Origin of the sequence: Streptomyces sp. 6-11-2, from assembly GCF_006540305.1 — a bacterium.
In the GTDB taxonomy this organism is placed as follows: Bacteria; Actinomycetota; Actinomycetes; order Streptomycetales; family Streptomycetaceae; genus Streptomyces.
Genome location: NZ_BJOR01000001.1, coordinates 7,872,114 through 7,885,470 on the forward strand (window position 1 = coordinate 7,872,114; position 13,357 = coordinate 7,885,470).

The 13,357-nt window shown below is 68.7% G+C and carries 14 protein-coding genes and 1 pseudogene; 8 read left to right on the forward strand and 7 right to left on the reverse strand.

The genetic code is table 11. The features are described 5' to 3' along the window. Window positions 1-233 precede the first annotated feature (233 nt). The 6 genes from TNCT6_RS35510 to TNCT6_RS35540 all read left to right on the forward strand — a co-directional run bounded on the left by TNCT6_RS35510 (window position 234) and on the right by TNCT6_RS35540 (window position 6,918). Window positions 234-638 (forward strand): STAS domain-containing protein, encoded by a 405-nt coding sequence (locus TNCT6_RS35510; protein WP_141365696.1) that lies wholly within the window; start codon window positions 234-236, stop codon window positions 636-638. Between the two features lie 294 nt (window positions 639-932). Then, window positions 933-2,516 carry an ABC transporter substrate-binding protein gene (locus TNCT6_RS35520; protein WP_253266355.1) on the forward strand — a complete coding sequence of 528 codons (1,584 nt, stop codon included), beginning with the start codon at window positions 933-935 and terminating at the stop codon, window positions 2,514-2,516. Further along, a complete protein-coding gene (locus TNCT6_RS35525) occupies window positions 2,513-3,457 on the forward strand; it encodes an ABC transporter permease (RefSeq protein WP_141365703.1) in 945 nt (314 codons plus the stop codon). The genes TNCT6_RS35520 and TNCT6_RS35525 overlap by 4 nt, the downstream gene beginning before the upstream one ends. Before the next feature lie 2 nt (window positions 3,458-3,459). After that, on the forward strand, window positions 3,460-4,353 hold the full coding sequence (locus TNCT6_RS35530; RefSeq protein WP_141365706.1) for an ABC transporter permease: 894 nt from the start codon (window positions 3,460-3,462) through the stop codon (window positions 4,351-4,353). A gap of 45 nt (window positions 4,354-4,398) precedes the next feature. After that, window positions 4,399-5,202: a creatininase family protein gene (locus TNCT6_RS35535; RefSeq protein ID WP_141365708.1), complete on the forward strand. Its 804-nt coding sequence runs from the start codon at window positions 4,399-4,401 to the stop codon at window positions 5,200-5,202. A gap of 39 nt (window positions 5,203-5,241) precedes the next feature. After that, window positions 5,242-6,918 carry an ABC transporter ATP-binding protein gene (locus TNCT6_RS35540; RefSeq protein WP_141365710.1) on the forward strand — a complete coding sequence of 559 codons (1,677 nt, stop codon included), beginning with the start codon at window positions 5,242-5,244 and terminating at the stop codon, window positions 6,916-6,918. A 27-nt stretch (window positions 6,919-6,945) separates the two neighbouring features. Here TNCT6_RS35540 and TNCT6_RS35545 read toward each other — a convergent pair whose 3' ends face one another. After that, on the reverse strand, window positions 6,946-7,626 hold the full coding sequence (locus tag TNCT6_RS35545; protein WP_141365713.1) for a GntR family transcriptional regulator: 681 nt from the start codon (window positions 7,624-7,626) through the stop codon (window positions 6,946-6,948). A 56-nt stretch (window positions 7,627-7,682) separates the two neighbouring features. Here TNCT6_RS35545 and TNCT6_RS35550 point away from each other — a divergent pair, with 56 nt between their 5' ends. Further along, the gene (locus TNCT6_RS35550) at window positions 7,683-8,441 is read left to right on the forward strand and encodes an HpcH/HpaI aldolase/citrate lyase family protein (RefSeq protein WP_253266357.1); all 759 of its coding nucleotides are present in this window, start codon (window positions 7,683-7,685) and stop codon (window positions 8,439-8,441) included. Between the two features lie 10 nt (window positions 8,442-8,451). Further along, window positions 8,452-9,246 carry a carbon-nitrogen hydrolase family protein gene (locus TNCT6_RS35555; RefSeq protein WP_141365717.1) on the forward strand — a complete coding sequence of 265 codons (795 nt, stop codon included), beginning with the start codon at window positions 8,452-8,454 and terminating at the stop codon, window positions 9,244-9,246. A gap of 70 nt (window positions 9,247-9,316) precedes the next feature. Here TNCT6_RS35555 and TNCT6_RS40250 read toward each other — a convergent pair whose 3' ends face one another. The 6 genes and pseudogenes from TNCT6_RS40250 to TNCT6_RS35575 form a co-directional block, all read right to left on the reverse strand. Then, a complete protein-coding gene (locus TNCT6_RS40250; RefSeq protein WP_172633154.1) occupies window positions 9,317-9,460 on the reverse strand; it encodes a hypothetical protein in 144 nt (47 codons plus the stop codon). 649 nt (window positions 9,461-10,109) lie between these two features. Then, a complete protein-coding gene (locus TNCT6_RS40255) occupies window positions 10,110-10,556 on the reverse strand; it encodes a DUF6069 family protein (protein ID WP_216372833.1) in 447 nt (148 codons plus the stop codon). Window positions 10,557-10,561: 5 nt separating this feature from the next. Then, on the reverse strand, window positions 10,562-10,858 hold the full coding sequence (locus TNCT6_RS40260; protein ID WP_172633156.1) for a hypothetical protein: 297 nt from the start codon (window positions 10,856-10,858) through the stop codon (window positions 10,562-10,564). A gap of 5 nt (window positions 10,859-10,863) precedes the next feature. Next, window positions 10,864-11,862, reverse strand: coding sequence for an RNA polymerase subunit sigma-70 (locus TNCT6_RS35565; protein ID WP_141365719.1), 999 nt, complete (start codon window positions 11,860-11,862; stop codon window positions 10,864-10,866). A 97-nt stretch (window positions 11,863-11,959) separates the two neighbouring features. Then, window positions 11,960-12,207, reverse strand: a pseudogene (locus TNCT6_RS35570) (transposase family protein); the annotation flags it as partial. A gap of 250 nt (window positions 12,208-12,457) precedes the next feature. Next, window positions 12,458-13,036 carry a 1,4-alpha-glucan branching protein gene (locus tag TNCT6_RS35575; RefSeq protein WP_141365722.1) on the reverse strand — a complete coding sequence of 193 codons (579 nt, stop codon included), beginning with the start codon at window positions 13,034-13,036 and terminating at the stop codon, window positions 12,458-12,460. Window positions 13,037-13,357: the final 321 nt, after the last annotated feature.

A 13,357-nucleotide genomic window follows, 5' to 3' on the forward strand; every position in this document is an offset into this window, starting at 1 on the left:
TGCGGTGGTCGGGTTTGTGGTGGGGGTCCCTGGCCGTCGTGGTCGGGGTGACAGGTGCCCTGTGGTCGGGCCTGCGCAACCGCCGCGGTTGACGCAGGCCCGTCCCGGCTTGCGATCAGCGGACGGGTGCGTTGGATGGAATCAGGTGGCATCTGCGCAGCACCACGCACCCGGGCAGCGTTGCAACGCGTCGCTGGGGGTTCCTTGTCCGTCCCAAGCCGCGAGGGTTGGCCATGCGAACGACCATCGTCTGCACCGAGGACATCGCCGTCAGCTGCGACCAGGTGAACGGCTGGACCGTTGTTGAGGTCGACGGCGAGGTAGATGTCCGTACTCATTCCAGGATCCGTGAAGCAGTGATCACGCTGCTTGGTGACGGGCACCGGCACTTCGTCCTGGACCTGTGCTTCGTGCCGTTCCTCGACTCGATGGGGCTCGGCACGGTGGTAGCGGTCACCAGGCTCATCCGGCAGTTCGAGGGATCGCTGCGGATCACGTGCCCCTCCGCCCGCATGCTCAAGGTCTTTCAACACGGCGGCCTGGGCGACGCGTACGAGTTCTACGACTCGCCACAGGATGCGACGTGCCAGGCACCGACGGGTGACGGCCTGGCGCACTGGCCTGGCACCCACGGCTGAGCAGAGCAACGGGCACGGCGCAGCGATGCGGCGCATCGCGGCCCCTTGTCTCCACGGCTGCGGCACCTTTGCCAGCCTGGGCGTGGCCTTCCCCCTGGCCTCCGACGCGGTGCGGCGTGCCGAACTGCCCCGGCAGCGGCCAAGCGTGACCATTGGCGGGAAACGCTCGGACAGATGTGCGGTGCAACCCGTTGACCGTCACGTGGACCCCGTGTATACATGCGCCATACGCGGTGAATCCTCGTTCGGAACGGCCCGTTTCTGGGCCTGGCGGGTGGAGATGTCATGGGAGTGATGAACAGGCGGAGCTTCCTCATGGGAGGCGCCGCCGCGTTGGGGGCCGCCACCTTGGCCGCCTGCGGCAATCCGGCGACTCTGCCCAAATCCATGGAGGCCGTCCGGCCGGGGGCCGGCGGTCCGAGCCGGGGCGGGGTGCTCCACTTCGGGCTCTCCACCGACCCGGCCAACCTGGATCCGCATGTCTCTACCGGCAGCGCCTCCGACTACCTGCGGCAGCTCGTCTACAACGGCCTGGTCCAGTTCGACGGCGCCGGGGAGATCGTCGCCGACCTCGCGTCCGAGTTCGGCTGGGCCGACCGGCTGACGTACAAGGTCAGGCTGCGGCCGAAGGTGGCCTTCCACGACGGGTCGGCGATGACCGCCGAGGACGTGGTCTTCTCCTTCCGCCGGATGATGGACAAGGAGACCGCGGCTACCTCCGGTCAGCTGCTCGATGCGGTGGAATCCGTCGAGGCGGCCGACGCCACCACGGTGGTGTTCCGCCTGAGGCAGCCCGACGTGGCTTTCCCGTTCGCCCTGGCGGCACCGACGTCCAACGTCGTCTCGAAGCGGTGGATCGAGTCCGGCGCCAACACCAAGACCCAGATGATGGGCACCGGCCCGTTCCGGTTCGTGGAGCGCATCCCGGGCGTGAGCACCACCTTTGTCCGGTTCGAGCACTACTTCGAGCCCGAACTGCCGTATCTCAACGGGATCGTCTTCCAGCCCATGGGCGACGACTACGCCCGGGTGACAGCACTGCGCACGGCCACCGTAGACATGATCGACTACGTGCCGGCCACTCACGTCGGTGTCATCACGCGCAACCCCCGGTTGCAGTTCGCCTCCGACCGGACCTTCGGCTTCGGCTTCGTCGGGTTCGTGACCAGCAAGCCGCCCTTCAACGACGTACGAGTCCGTAAGGCGATCGCCCTCTCGATCAACCGGCCGTCAGTCCTCGATACCGCGCTACTGGGGCACGGACAGGCCATGGACGGGGCGCTCATGTCCGACTCCTTCGCCCGCTATGCACGGCAACTCGACGGCACGATGCCCTACGACCCGGAGCAGGCGAGGTTCCTGCTCAAGCAGGCAGGGCACGAGGGGCTCGCGCTGCCGGTCGTCACCACCAGCTCGTACTCCGTGATCGCTCGGCCGGCGCAGGCCATGCTGCCCGGGCTGCGCGCGGCCGGCCTGAAGGTGGAACTCACCCAGCAGGAGTGGCTGACCTTCCGAGCCAGCGTGGCCGCCAAGACATTCCCGGTCCACTCGTGGGGGACGGCACCGAAGTTCGGCGATCCCGCCTCCCTCGCCGACTTCATCGGCGGCACCGGCGCCTTCGCGATGAACCTCGACTTCCAGGACGACCGGATCGACGAACTCCTCGCCCAGGGGCGGCAGACGGCCGACCCCGGCCTGCGGGACGAGATCTACCTGGAAACGGAGCGGCGGGCGCTGGAGCTGGTCCCGATGACCTACACCGTCCGCCGTGAGCAGGGCGAGGCCCACTACCACTACGTCAAGGGCTACCAACACCCGCCGAAAGGTGCGTGGACCGCCGTGGCCCTCCGTCGGACCTGGATGGAGAAGGCAGCGTGAGGCGTTTCCTGTTCAGACGGTTCGCCCAGGCGGCCGTGCAGTTGTTCGTTGTCGGCAGCATCGTTTTCTTCCTGGTCCGGCTCATACCCGGCGATCCCGCCAGGGCCGCCCTCGGCGATTCCGCCACGGAGGAGCAGGTTGCCCAGACACGGCAGGCGATGCACCTCGACGAGCCCTTCATGAAGCAGTTCCTCGGGTTCTGGGGGCGACTCTTCCAGGGCGACCTGGGCACCTCCCTGATCAGCGGCCGGGAGGTGATGCAGGATCTGCCGTCCCGGATCGGCAACTCCCTCGAACTGGTCCTCATCGCCCTGGCCGTCTCGCTGGTGCTCGGCATCGTCCTCGGCCGGCTGGCCGCCACCCGTGCCGACCGGCCGGCGGACCACGCGCTGGTCGCAGGGTCGATCTTCGGGATCTCCCTCCCTGTCTTCGTTGTCGGCACGCTGCTGCTGCTTGTCTTCGCGTTCCTCCTCCCCATCCTGCCGCCGCGCCGCTTCACCTCGCCGCTGGAGGACCCCCTCACGCATCTGCAGACGCTGATCCTGCCGGTGATCACGCTGACCGCGGCGTCGTGCGCCGTGATCACCAGAATGACCAGGGCGGCCATGCTCGAGACGCTCACTGCGGACTACGTCCGCACCGCGCGCTCCAAAGGGCTGGTCGAACGGCGTGTGATCAACCGCCACGCCCTGCGCACCGCCATGCTGCCCGTGGTCTCCGCGACCACGGTCGAGCTGACCACGCTCATCGGCAGCACCGTCCTGGTGGAGACCATCTTCGGCTGGCCCGGCATGAGTTCGCTGCTGATGGCCGCCGTGGGACAGCGCGACTACCCCGTCATACAGGCCGTGGTGCTGGCCGTCGCGACCATCGTCATCCTGGTCAACCTGGTCGGAGACCTGGTGGTCAGGGCCCTCGACCCCCGGGCGGAGGACAACTGATCATGACCACTGTTCCGCAACCCCTGGTGCAGGCCCCGCCAGATGCACCAACGAGCGGCGGTAGCGGCCAGAAATCCTTTCTCAGAAGGATGGTGGCGAACCGCAGGACCTCCGTGGCGGGCGCCTTGCTGCTGCTGGTCGCTCTCCTCGCCGTCTTCGCACCGCTGATCGCCCCGCACGACTACCGCGACATCGTCGGCAAACCACTCTCCTCGGGCGGGGTCCTGGGCATCGACGACTTCGGCCGCGACGTCCTCTCCCGACTGCTCATCGGTCTCCGCACCTCCCTGGAAGTGGCACTGTCGGCCGTTTTGGTGGCCGCGGTGCTGGGCGTGGCGCTGGGGCTGGTGGCCGGATACGCCGGCCGCCGGATCTCGGTCGTCATCATGCGCGGCATCGACATCCTGCTCAGCTTCCCGCCGATCGTGCTGGCGATCGCGGTGGTGGCGGTGCTCGGCCCGGCGCTGGTCAACGTGGTACTGGTGATCGGCGTGCTCTACATCCCCCGGTTCACCAGGATCGTCTACAGCCAAGTGCTCGCGATCAGGCACGTGGAATACGTCGAGGCCTCGGAGATCATGGGCACGCGACCGGCCGTCATCGCCCTCCGGACGATTCTGCCGAATGTCGCCGCCCCCGTGATCGTGCAGCTCAGCCTCTCGGTGAGCTTCGCCATCCAAATGGAGGCCGGCCTCAGCTTCCTCGGCCTCGGGGCGCAGCCGCCACTGCCGTCCCTGGGCACGATGGTCGGCTCCGGACGCGACTTCCTCGAGGTCCAGCCCACCCTGCTGGTCTACCCCTCCGCACTGATCATCGTCGTCGTCCTCGCGCTCAACGTCTTCGGCGACGGCATGCGCGACCTGCTCGACCCGCGCCGTCGCGGCAGGAGTTCCTGACCACACGGGCTCCCCGACGGCGGCACCCATATCGAAAGGAATCACATGACCGCGGCTCTCCCCACCACCCACCGGCTCGGCGAACTCTCCTGGACCCAGGTGAAGCAACTGGCCGAACAGGACCCGATCATCCTGCTGCCCATAGGCGCGGTCGAGCAGCACGGGCCGCACCTGCCGGTCCACGAGGACTCCATCGTCGCCGAGTGGGTGGCCGACCGGCTGGCCAAGGACAACAACTGCTATGTCGCACCTGCGCTCCACTACGGGCACTCCGGCACCTTCCGCGGTTACCCCGGCAACCTGTCGCTGAGCCAGGCGACGCTGCGCACGGTCACCTACGAACTCATCGAGGCGCTGGTCCAGTCCGGCTTCCGACGCATCGTCATCATCGACAACAACGGCGGCAACGTCGGGCCGGTCACTGGTGCGAGCCTTGACGCGCGGCGCGACTTCGGGGTCCTGATCGGGCATCTCTACCCCTGGCAACTGGGCTATGCGCTCATGCGGGACGTGTACGAGGACCCGGCGACGGCGTACGGCCACGGGGCGGAGCCCGAGCACTCCGCGATGCTCGCGCTCTTCCCCGACCAGGTGCAGAGCGACCTCGCCGTCGCCGGCGGCCTGGAGTCCGCCGACGGCTGGACACCGACCAGCTACAACGAGGCGGCAATCCCCGGCTATGACGTCCGCGGCACCGTCCTGTGGGACTTCTCCGAGGTCAGCCCGACCGGGTGCACCGGCGACGTGAGCCTGGGCAGCGCGAAGACCGGCGAGATCTGGATCGAGCGGGTGATCGGGTTCTGCTCCGCCTACCTGCAGGAGTACGCCCGGAACACCTCGGCCAAGTAGCCCCCTGCTCCGTCCTGTGTGACCGTCTGAGGAGACGCCATGACAACCGGTACGACTTCTTCCGACCCGATCCTCTCGGTCGAGGGGCTCTCGGTGGACTTCCGGATCGCCGGTGCCTGGACACCCGCCGTCAAGCACGTCAGCTTCTCCGTGGCCAAGGGCGAGGTGGTCGCGCTGGTCGGGGAGTCGGGTTCCGGCAAGTCCGTCAGCTCGATGTCCGTGCTCGGTCTGCTGGGGCCGGAATCCCGGCGCCGCGGCAGCATCCAGTTCGACGGCACCGAACTGCTCGATCTCGATGCCGAGGCCCTGCGGGCCATCCGGGGCAAGCGGATCGCGATGATCTTCCAGGAGCCGATGACGGCACTCAACCCCGTCTACACCATCGGCGAGCAGATCATCGAGGCGATCCAGTGCCACGAGCCCTTGCCGGCCGCCGAGGCCCGGACGCGGACGCTGGAGTTGCTGACGACGGTCGGCATCCCCGAGCCGGAGCGCCGCATCGACAGCTACCCGCACCAGCTCTCCGGCGGGCAGCGCCAGCGCGCAATGATCGCCATGGCCGTCTCCGGCTCGCCGGAGGTCATCATCGCCGACGAGCCGACCACGGCACTCGACGTCACGGTGCAGGCGGAGATCCTCGAACTCCTCCGCCGCCTGCAGAAGGACCTCAATTCGGCGGTCGTCATCATCACCCATGACATGGGGGTTGTCGCCGACCTCGCCGACCGGGTGGTGGTCATGCGGCGGGGCGAGGTCGTCGAAGAGGCCCCGGTCGCCCGGCTCTTCTCCGATCCGCAGCACGAGTACACGCGCAAACTGCTCGCCGCGGTGCCGCGACGGCAGGCCGGCGGGCGAACGGAACCGACCCCGGCCGGCACCGCCACCGGCCCTGGTGGGGCGGCGACGCTCCGGGTCACCGACCTGGAAGTTGAATATCCCGGACGGCTGGGCCGCAAGGGCTTCAAGGCCGTGCACGGCGTGAGCCTCGCCATCGAAAAGGGCAGAGTCCTCGGCCTCGTGGGGGAGTCAGGCTCGGGCAAATCCACCATCGGCCGGGCGATCGTCGGCCTGGCGCGGGCCTCGGCCGGCTCGGTGGAGATCTGCGGTACCGAGGTGACGCGCCTCAAGGGCCGGGCGCTGCGGGACTTCCGCAGAACATACTCGATGGTCTTCCAGGACCCGGGATCCTCGCTGAACCCCCGGCTGTCGATCGGGGACTCCATCGCCGCCCCAATGATCGTCAACCGCTTCGCGGACCGCCCCGCCATCCGCAGGCGTGTGCTGGACCTCCTCGACCAGGTCGAGCTGCCCACCGGCTGGACCGACAGGTTCCCGCACGAGCTCTCCGGCGGCCAGCGGCAGCGGGTCGGTATCGCCCGCGCACTGGCCCTCGAGCCGGAGCTGCTCATCGCCGACGAGCCGACCTCCGCCCTCGACGTCTCCGTCCAGGCCACCGTGCTACGGCTGTTCCAGGAACTGCAGGACAGGCTCGGCTTCTCCTGCCTGTTCATCAGCCACGACCTGGGCGTCGTCGAGCTGCTGGCCCACGAGGTCGCCGTACTGCAGCACGGGCGACTGGTCGAGCAGGGCCCCGCCCGCGAGGTGCTGAACAGCCCGCAAACCGACTACACGCGCAGGTTGGTGGCGGCCGCGCCGGTGCCCGACCCCTCGGAGCAGGCCGAGCGTCGCAGACTCTGGCAGGTGATGGCGAGGTGACGCGCCATCGCCCACCGGGGCCGCGGGTCAGTGCAAGTGCGAGACCACCCTCTCGTCCGGCTGCAGATGGCGGCGCAGTGTGCGCTCGGCAGCGTCGAAGTCGTGCACGGTCAGCGCCTCCAGCAGCGCTCGGTGCTCCGGACCGATGACCGTCAGCCGCTTGGGCCGGACCGACACGGCTCTGACCCCGATCCGCTGATGCCTCGGCTGAAGGCTCGTGTAGAGGTCGATCAGGACGCTGTTCCCAGTCGCCTTCACAAAAGAATAGTGGAAGAAGAAATCCATCTTCGCGTGTTCGGCGATGGCGTCGCGATCCCCGGCCCGGCACCGCGCCAAACGGTCCGGATCCTCCATCAGGTCCAGATGCTCGGAGAGTTCGGCCGGAATCTCGATGTGTTTTTCACAGAGAATCCTGAAGCCGTGGATCTCCAGGACCTGCCGCATCTCGTAGGTCTCGAAAAGCTCCCCGGCCGTCACTCTCCGCACCTGGGCGCCACGCCGGGGGAGCAGGTCGATGAACTTCTCCGCCGCCAACCGGTGGAGGGCCTCGCGCACTGGTGTCCGCGACACCCCCGCCTCGTCGGAGACCACCTTCTCCTCCAGGAACGACCCCTCGGGGAACCGTCCGCTGAGGATCGCCTCCTTTGCCCACTGGTAGGCCCGTTCACCGGCCGTCACAGGCCGGCTTTCGTCGAATGACCCGTTCATCTCGCCCCTTTGTCATGTATACCCAATGTATACCAGAATTCCGAGGGAGTCCCGCAGTGCCTGATCAAAACCGCAGATACGCCGCCTGGCTGTCCGGCCCGAGTTTCGCCGCAGCCGAGATCGTCGCCCAGCTCGGCTACGGCGCGGCGGTGTTGGACATCGAGCACGGCTCCTTCGATCTCGCCGATCTCGAACGCTTCATCCCGTTTCTCCGACGGCTGAACCTCGATGTGCTGGCGAAGGTGCTGGGACCGGAACGCGGACCGATCCAGCAGGCTCTCGACTTCGGCGCCACCGCGGTCGTCATCCCCCACGTCGAGAACGCCGCGCACGCCGCCACCGTCTGCGCCTTCGCCAAGTTCCCGCCCCTGGGCGACCGGAGCTTCGCCGGCGGCCGCACCGCGCGGTACGGCGGTTTCGACGACGACTGGATCGCGCGGCAGGACCGCGAGACCCGGGTGTACCCGATGATCGAGGACGCCGGCGCCATCGACGAGATCAAGGACATCCTGGCGCTCCCCACCGTCGACGGTGTCTTCGTCGGCCCCAGCGACCTCTCCATGCGTCGTGAGCGAGGCGCCTACACCCGCTCCGCGGACGACTTCTCCGACCTCCAGCTGGTGGCGGACGCGGCCCGCGCCGCCGGCAAACCATGGGTGCTGCCCGCCTGGTCCGCGGCGGAGAAGGAGTTCGCGCTGACGCATGGGGCCGACCAGCTGGTCCTCACCATGGAGCACGGCGCCCTCATGGCCGGCTTCGGGGCGGCCCTCGCCGAGACCGCCGAACTCACCGCCGCCCTCGACCAGCACCGCTAGGAGACAGACCATGCTCACCACCGTCGGCCAGTTCAACGCCACCACCGACAAGGCCGCCAACTTGGAGGCCGCCGCAGCCCTGATCGGTCAGGCGGCCGCCCAGGGATCGCAGCTCGTCGTACTGCCCGAGAACGCCATGTACTCCAACCCCGACCCCGAGGCGGACATCGTCCAGCACACCGAGCAGATCGACGGCCCGTTCGCCACCGCGATCGGCACGCTGGCCAGGCGGCACGGCATCGCCGTCGTGGCGGGCATGACCGAGACACCGGCAGCCCAGGGAGAACGGCCCAGCAACACCGTCCTCGCGGTGGACCAGAAGGGCGATCTGCTCGGGGTGTACCGCAAGGTCCACCTCTACGACGCCTTCGGGTACCGCGAGTCGGACCGCGTCCAGGCCCATACGCCCTCGCCGTTGCTCTTCACCCTGGAGGGGGTCACCTTCGGCGTCATGACCTGCTACGACCTCCGGTTCCCGGAGATGGCGCGATTCCTGATCGACACGGGTGCCACGGCCCTGGTCGTCCCCGCCGCCTGGGTGGTCGGCCCGGCCAAGGAGGACCACTGGACCACGCTGGTCCGCGCCCGGGCGATCGAGAACACCGCCTACGTCCTGGCCTGCGGTCAGACCGGCCCCAACTGCACGGGCCAGAGCCTCATCGTGGACCCGATGGGCCACGTGGCGGCATCAGCGGGCGAGGCTCCCGGGGTGGCGTCCGCCGTCGTCGACGCGGCGCGTGTGGTGGCCGTCCGCGCCAAGAACCCCAGCCTGGCGAACCGGAGGTTCCGGGTCGTCTTCGACTGAGGGGCCGGACGGACCCGGGCCAGCCGGCAGTCTGTGGCGGAGTCACCCGGACTCCGCCACGGACTGCCAGTCAGCCCCTGAACGCGACGGCGTCTTCCACCGCCATCACCTGCTTGCGGAAGCGCCCCTCAACGTTGCCCTGGTCCTGCGAGATCGCCACCACGAGGCCGGCCCGGATGAGCGGATCGTGAACGCCGTCCTCGCCGCCACGCACAGCGTGGACGCCACCGAACCCCACACCATGCACGGCCGCCGCCGAACAGCCGCTTCCACACAGCCCCGGTCACGGACCGACCCAACGCCCGAACGGCGGAGCCCACCGAACGCTGCCGACCCGGGCCGACGGCATCGGCTGCCACTGGCGACCTGGTCGCGCCCCTTCTGCCACTGGAGGCGGGGGAGTGGGCGAACCCGCGCACTGCCGGTGGCGCGGCGCCACTGGTCTTGTCGAGGGGCAGTGCAAGACCTTGCGTCGGCGACAGGGGGAGGCCCCGCACTCGTAGGCTGCGGAGACGCGCCGGCTTGCCCATGGCCTGCTTCACAGCGGCCGCGCCGCAATGGTGCCGCAGTCATGGACTGCGGAGACGCCAGCCGCGCACCCCGCCTGCTGCCGCAATGGTGCCGCAGCTGTGGCTGCGGAGACTTCTCCGTCGGTCTGACCACCGAAGCCCGGGTGCGTCCCGACAGAAGGGTGTGGCGTTTGGTCTTCAGCCCGCAATGTGCCCTGTGCTTCTTCGCACACGCGGCTCAGCTTTCGAATTGACCAAGAAAAGGAACCTGGAATAGAGGGTGGCAGTACCAGGGGGCCACGTTGGTGCACTCGCGTACGCCCTTGCGCCGCGCGTTGTCCCGTTGCGGGATCGTCAATCGGTCCGGGTGCGGAGGCTCCGCGCCAGGGTGGGGATCATCACCGTCGCAGGGACGAGGTGTAGCCCGAGGAGGGCGGTGGTGGTGGCGGTGTTTGCCCCGGAGACGAGGGGCGGGACCAACGAGATCGCGGTCAGCGACAGTGCCGTCCACACGAATCGCTTGGCGGGGCGAGCGCTCCAACGAAGAAGAGCGACGGCCATGACGATGCCCACGACCGAGAAGAAGCCGGTCACCACGGCGAACCCCGACAACGGGATCGTCTCGCCACCATCGGGGACCTCGAAGTCGACGCCAACGGCCTGGGCCAGCGCAGCGGCGAGGGTGGTGGCCACCATCGCTGCGAGCGTGGCAATGAAGCCGGTGCCGACGAGCCTGCGGAGTCGGTGGGTATGGCTGGTCTGGCCCGGTGCCGGGCCTGCGACGACCCCGGTGTCATTCATGCCGTTCATGCCGTTCCTCCATCATTCGGTAACTGGCGTACGGGTGTGTTGACTGGCATGTGAAGGTCCTGGCCTTGCGGGTGACGATGCGCACCCTCGCCGCGCGACAGCCGGGGGTTCTGCAGGGCGCGGACGCCGATGCCGCGGAGCCAGAACCCGGCGCCGCGTCCGAGAACCGGCCCAGGCTCGCCGTCGCGCAGCTCCAACTGCACCCGCCCGCGGGTGACGACGCCGAACGCGTCGCGCCATTCCGCCGCGACCACCGTGACACGCGCGCCACCGCGGAGCGTGAGCGTCCACACTGGGACTACTCCGTGCCGTCCGCCGGCAGGCGCTCCGGCAGCCCGAGCCGCGGGAACTGGTCGTCGTGGAACGTGACGATCTCGGTGATCGCCCCGCCGGTGACGCGCAGGACGTCGATCGTCAGCGGCAGGTACGCGCCCTCCCGCTTCCGCCAGAGGTAGAAGGCGACGGCGGGCTGCCGATTCACGGAGGTGAGGACGGCGCGCAGGCCCTTCATGCCCTCGAAGCCGCTCTCGACCCAGTCGTTCACCACCGCGTCGCGGCCGACGTGCAGGCCCGGCGTGGGCGGCATCGAGCACCGGACGTCGTTCCGCAGCAGTGCGGCGAGCCCGTCGACGTCCGTGGCCACGCTGGCGTCGGTATAGCGGCGCACCAGCTCGCGCGTCCCGGCGTCCTGTTCGCCGCCGGTCCAGTCCTGCCGCTCGGCGGGCAGGTGCTCCCGCATGCCGGCGCGGGCCCGCTGCAGCGCGCTGTTCACGGAGTTGACGGAGTCCCCGAGGAGCTCCGCGACGTCCTTCGCCGGCCAGCCGAGCACGTCCCGCAGGATCAGCACGGCCCGCGGGCGCGGCGCGAGGTGCTGGACTGCGACCAGGTACGCCAGCTCGATCGTCTCCCGCGCGAGGGCGACGGTCTCCGGCTCGTCCGCGTCGCCCGCGGGCAGCTCGTCGAGCAGCCGGTCCGGGTAGGGCTGCAGCCATAGCGCCTCGCCGCCGGTCGCAGGCTCCGGGCGGCACTTGGCAAGCAGGTCCAGGCAGGCGTTGGTGGCGATCCGGTACAGCCAGGCCCGGAACGTCGACCGCCCCTCGAAAGTCTCCCGTCGCCGCCAGGCACGGAGGAACGTTTCCTGCACGGTGTCCTCGGCGTCCTCGAACGACCCGAGCATCCGGTAGCAGTGCACATGCAGCTCCCGCCGGTGCCGCTCCGCCAGCCCCGAGAACGCCGGCTCGTCGACCTCGCCCAGCCCGCTCACACCCAGCTCCTCCAGCCGCGTGTCCGCACTCATCACGTCATCCTTCCGCCTAGCCGTGTCCCGTCGTAGGTGTGACGGGTGCGGGCGTGAAAACTCATCACCAGGGTCGGTCGGCATGGCTGAGCGCTTCTCATCCTTGGTAGGTCGGCTTTTCGACGTGGTGGAGAACGAGGACGGCCTGCACCATTGCGGTCGTCCGGGAGGGGCTGCAGCGCAGCTGGTCAGGATTTTCCGGTCCTTGAGGGTGGCGACGGCGCGTTCGCCTCGGCAGCGGTTCCGGGCGTGGGCCTTGTTCACGGCCTTCTGCCGGCGCGACAGCTTCGGTCAGTAGCGGTGCCGCTTGAACGGGATACGCACGGAACCGCCGGCGCCTTGATACGCCTAATAGGCACGTGGGTTGGCCGTTGTGCTGATCCAGGCAGGGGCTGGGGAGACGTCTGGGATATACGCAGCGCTCAGAGTGCTTCGACAAGAGGGAGGGCCTTCCCCCGTGAAGGTGGACACGCATTCGTATGTCATGCGGCGAGCGTGAGCTTAGCCGTGTGGTGTCGGTGTTCGTATTCGTTGGGGCTGAGGTGGCCGTTGGCGGAGTGCCGGCGGCGACGCCTACTGTCTCCCGCGCGACCTCCTACCGCAGCGCGACGGTCGCGAGTACCCCCCGCGCAGCCGTTCCGTCTGGCCAGGTCCACCCGGCGACAAGGTGTACGGACGACCTCTGAGCGGCCTCCGCCGACCGCAGGACACGGTTGACCTGAACGTCAAGCCCGTCGTGAGGGGCAGTTCCGTGGACGGTGACAGTCAAGTCAGGGGTGTCGCTCTTGCTCTGGTGCTGCGGCACCGTCTCGCCCCGCAGGAGCGCGCGCAACTGCGCCATCACCACCGGGTCGTGGACGCCATCGTAGATCCACCGGGTGCCGAGCACCCCGTGCTCAGACGTGCCGATCAACGCCTCGCCGGGGATGCCCTCCAGCGCCGCACCGCGGTAACCCATCGGCACCACATACGCCACCGGCTCCTGCGCGGTGGTGTCCACCACGACCATGAACTCGATCCCGACCGCGCCCTCCGGATCGTCCAAACGGAACCCACCAGCCTTAACCAGTTCAGGCGTTCCTGTGTCGCCCACGTACCAACTCTGCTTCGGCAGCCAGCCCGTGAGCAGCTCCACCTTGGTAGGCGTCATTGTGGTGCGATGGATGGCGGCCATGCGAACTCCCTCACGCATAGGTCCAGGCCCGTCCTCCAACGGGATGTGTCGAACCTATAGGACACGGCCGTGCTTCCCAAGCGGCAGCAAGTGGCCTCGAAGGCCTCCCGGTTGTCCTTGTGGCCTCTGACAGTCACGTTCCCGACCTGTAGGAACTCTGGTTCTCCGACCGCGCCCTCCGACATACCACCGCTGCCGCCACTGACAGTTCCGATCCTCGCCGTGGGGCCTATCTGCGCGACCTCTTAGGCCATCCACGCGTCTACCCCTGTCGTCGTCCGCCGCTGTTGATGTCGGCGGTGGATGTCAACTCGTGAACCC